The sequence below is a fragment of the Clostridium cuniculi genome (assembly GCF_004353185.1).
Lineage (GTDB): Bacteria > Bacillota > Clostridia > Clostridiales > Clostridiaceae > Clostridium > Clostridium cuniculi.
This window is the reverse complement of record NZ_SMUS01000080.1, coordinates 1-3,816: the sequence shown is the minus strand read 5'-3', so window position 1 is coordinate 3,816 and position 3,816 is coordinate 1. Positions and strand designations below refer to the sequence as shown.

General features: G+C 27.2%; 6 protein-coding genes. All 6 read left to right on the top strand.

Features of this window, described 5'->3' with window-relative positions:
- The first annotated feature begins 145 nt into the window (after positions 1–145).
- The 6 genes from EJJ37_RS19515 (at position 146) to EJJ37_RS19490 (ending at position 3,611) form a co-directional block, all read left to right on the top strand.
- Complete coding sequence (locus tag EJJ37_RS19515) at positions 146–1,075, top strand: bifunctional 5,10-methylenetetrahydrofolate dehydrogenase/5,10-methenyltetrahydrofolate cyclohydrolase (RefSeq protein WP_133017092.1); 930 nt, start codon at positions 146–148, stop codon at positions 1,073–1,075.
- Between the two features lie 24 nt (positions 1,076–1,099).
- The gene (locus EJJ37_RS19510) at positions 1,100–1,288 is read left to right on the top strand and encodes a hypothetical protein (RefSeq protein ID WP_133017091.1); all 189 of its coding nucleotides are present in this window, start codon (positions 1,100–1,102) and stop codon (positions 1,286–1,288) included.
- Between the two features lie 86 nt (positions 1,289–1,374).
- Positions 1,375–2,229 (top strand): FAD-dependent thymidylate synthase, encoded by an 855-nt coding sequence (gene thyX, locus EJJ37_RS19505; RefSeq protein WP_133017090.1) that lies wholly within the window; start codon positions 1,375–1,377, stop codon positions 2,227–2,229.
- 36 nt (positions 2,230–2,265) lie between these two features.
- Positions 2,266–2,820 (top strand): hypothetical protein, encoded by a 555-nt coding sequence (locus tag EJJ37_RS19500; RefSeq protein WP_133017089.1) that lies wholly within the window; start codon positions 2,266–2,268, stop codon positions 2,818–2,820.
- A gap of 32 nt (positions 2,821–2,852) precedes the next feature.
- Positions 2,853–3,041, top strand: coding sequence for a hypothetical protein (locus EJJ37_RS19495; protein ID WP_133017088.1), 189 nt, complete (start codon positions 2,853–2,855; stop codon positions 3,039–3,041).
- Between the two features lie 81 nt (positions 3,042–3,122).
- Positions 3,123–3,611: a hypothetical protein gene (locus EJJ37_RS19490; protein WP_133017087.1), complete on the top strand. Its 489-nt coding sequence runs from the start codon at positions 3,123–3,125 to the stop codon at positions 3,609–3,611.
- The last annotated feature ends 205 nt before the right edge of the window (positions 3,612–3,816 follow it).

The window sequence follows — 3,816 nt, the reverse complement described above, 5'->3', positions numbered from 1 at the left end:
AGCTCAAAGAACAATTAGAAGTTCTTAGAGGTAAATTGTATGAAAAAATGTAGACTACATTGTTTATATGTAGTCTACGTATAAAATAAGTAAATTACGTCTGTGTACAAGCATGTACACGAGATATTAAAAGGAGATATTAAAAATGAGCAATATAATAAACTGTAAAGCGATAAGAGATAAATACATAGAAGAGATTAAACAAAAAGATTTGACAGGATGTACAGTAGCATTTGTACAAGTGGGTGAAAATCAAGCATCAAATGTATATGTGAGAAATAAAAAGAAACTATGCGAAGAAGTTGGAATAGAAGTAGAACATTATAAACTATCGGAAAATACTACAGAGGAACAACTATTAGCAACAATAGATATGTTAAATAGGTGTAGTGTAATTACAGGGATAATGGTGCAACTCCCATTACCAAAACACATTGATGAAAATAAGGTTATTAATGCAATAGATCCTAATAAAGATATTGATGGTTTTCATGTTATCAATAAAGGTAAAGTTGTTATAGGCGATGATAGTGGAATTATTGCAGCAACACCAAAGGGAATTATGACTATATTAAAAGAAGAAGGAATTGATTTAAAAGGTAAAAATGTAGTTGTAGTTGGAAGAAGCAATATAGTAGGTAAGCCTTTAGTTAGTTTATTAATCAATGAAGGAGCAACAGTAACTTGTTGTAATAGTAATACAGACTTAAACAGACTATTAATTCATATATCAACTTGTGATATATTTATTTCTGCAATAGGAAAGGCAAACTATTGGAACTTAAATATATTTGAAGAAATTTTAAATGAAAGGAAGTTATTATTAAAATATTTTCCTGATGAATATAGAGATACGTTCTTCACAAGTATATGTCCAGTAACCATAGATGTTGGTATCAATAGAGATGAGGATAATAAACTTTGTGGTGATATAGATAAAGAATTATATCCGCATTTCAAAAAGGTTACAAGTGTTCCTGGTGGAGTAGGATTAACTACACAAATGGCCGTTGTAAGTAATATAATAGAATTATTTGAAAGAAATAAAAAACAAATATATAATAATTTAAAATAATTAAGAAATAAAGGGGGAATTAGAATGTTAAAAATAGGGGATAAAGTTAAGATTGAACCAAGTAGATTAGATTTTTATAAAAGACATACTTATTCATTCGTGAATTTAAATGAGGCTGGAGTTGTATCTCAAGTTATGGAGCAAACAGCAGTAGTAATGTATGGATGTTTAGGTTATAACATTGATAAAAATGATTTATATGTGGTTAAATAAAAGGTAAAAATAATTCACAATTCAAAAAGATTTAACAAATTCTAATTTTCAATAATAAATTAATAAAACAGAGGAGAGATTTGAATATGAAAGTAAAATTATTAACACACACTAACAATCCAGAAAAGGTAATAGCTATGGCGGGGAAATTATGTTATGCAGGATGTAATATAGATGAATTAGAAGAAAACTTAACACGAGAAGATATGGAAAAGTTTATAAATATGCTGATAAGAATAGGACACGAAAGTCCACTTGAACATGCAACATTTACATTTGCCGTGGAAGGAGTCAGTAGAGTAACAGAGCAACAATTAACTAGACATAGATTAGCAAGTTATTCAATTCAAAGTGGAAGATATGTAAGCAGAGATAATGCTGAATTTACAATACCAGAAGACATTAAAACATACGATTATTTAAATGAAGAATATAATGATTTTTGCAATGCAGCTAAAAATATTTATAAATACATATCAGATTCTTTACTAACAGAATACTGTTATGAATATTTAGTAAATAATATTAAAGAATATAGCCCAGATATACAACAAGACGAAACTTTTATACATAGTGTTATGAGAACTGGTCATAAGAAAGAGTATAATTTATTAAAAAAGAAAGCTATTGAAAATGCAAGGATGATGTTGCCTAATTCATTACAAACCAAAATTATATTTACTATGAATTTAAGATCATTAATCAACTTCTTTGAACATAGATGTTGCTTTAGAGCGCAAGATGAAATCAGAGAATTAGCAGATGAAATGCTGAAAATATGTAGAAAAGAATTTCCGCTACTATTTAATAAACTAGGTGCTAGTTGCAGAAAAGGTTATTGTCCCGAAGGCTCAATGCAATGCAACCAATTAAAAGGAGTGATTCCTACACTATCAGATTTACAAAAGTCTCACTTAATATTAAAACAAAAAGAAAATTAACTTAAAATCAGTATTTTATAGATAGGAGAGAATTAAATGAAGATGATGAGAAGCAGATTTAATTATCTAATAAAGAAGTATCCAAATCACAAACTGTACAAAATAAGAGAAGATGAATATTTAGAAATTAAGAAACCTAAATATATTTTTAGAAACTTATTTGAAGTATTAAAAGACATAGTATTGATACCGATAGGAATTATATGGTGCCTATTAGAATTTATATTAGAAATACCGAGACATTTATATGATATATTATTAGATCTAAAGGAATGTTTTCCTGTAGGTTATATAAAAGTTATAGATGATGAAAAATTTGAAAATCAAACAAATAAAAATCATGTGGCAAAATACATACGAGGAATAATAAAAACAATGAAAAATAAAAAATTAGTTGACAGACTTGCAATATTCTCTATATTTTTAATAACTATTGGTAATATATTTGCCGCAATTCCATTAATACAAATGCAACTTATAGGAATTATGATACTTTTCTTAGGTATATATTTTCTGTTTAAAATGATATGGATTGAATTTAGAGATGATATAATAAAATTCTTTAAAGAAATAAAAGAAAACTCTAAATAAAAAACGCAATCTTATAAAAAGGAGTGAATTAAATGATAAGAATAATATGTGATAAATGTAATAAAGATGCGAACTTCTTCGGTGCTAAAGAGCTTACTAAGGAAAAAATAGATAAGTTATCAATAGAATATAATACAGAATTTCAAAGTAAATTAATGATAGAAACTTATGTATGCTCTAGCTGTAGTGATGTAAGAGATTTTATACATGTGTTATATTAAATAAATTAACAAAATAAAGGTAATAAATTATAAACTCCTGCATATCATATAATATAAAGACGATGTGAAGGAGTTTTATTTATGATAATTGATATTTGTAGAGATGGGAATTATCTTGTTGCAATGCCAAGATGTACTATTAAAGAATGTGAGGTTAGACTTGAAATAACTGATCCAGAAAAAGATTCAGAAAAGATAGAGAAAATGGCTATTGATAAATTCTATGAAATGGCTAATAAATATTATACAAAGGGATTCACAAGCGAAGAAATATTCCAAGAAGGGAATATAATTGAGTTAAGGAATGGCGTTAGATATAGAATACAGGAAGGTGTTATTAAATCATGTTGGGAGTTTAACGAAGATAAAAAGCTAATGGAAGCAATCGCAATAACTAAAACACAAATAAAAAGGCTTATAGATGCTTCTTGGGATGACTTCGGATTCTATGGCATTAACACTTCTATGGATATCGTGAAAGTATTTGATAGGGATATGAATTTAAAAGCTGAAAGAACTCAATATAATGTACTTACCAGTAAAAGCTTAGAGAAGATGGAGGAGAATTAATATGTTGGCTGAAATTACAACATAATAAAAGAACGAGATAAACAAAAAATAAGGGGTAAATAAATCTCAAATTAATTGGGGAGAGTAGATAGATTTGTGTAAAAAACAAATCTATCTACTCTTTTTTTGTATGATTAGTTGGTAGATTTGGAATAATATACTATATAAATTTTAGGAGGATTTTCTATGGCAAGAAAAAATGATA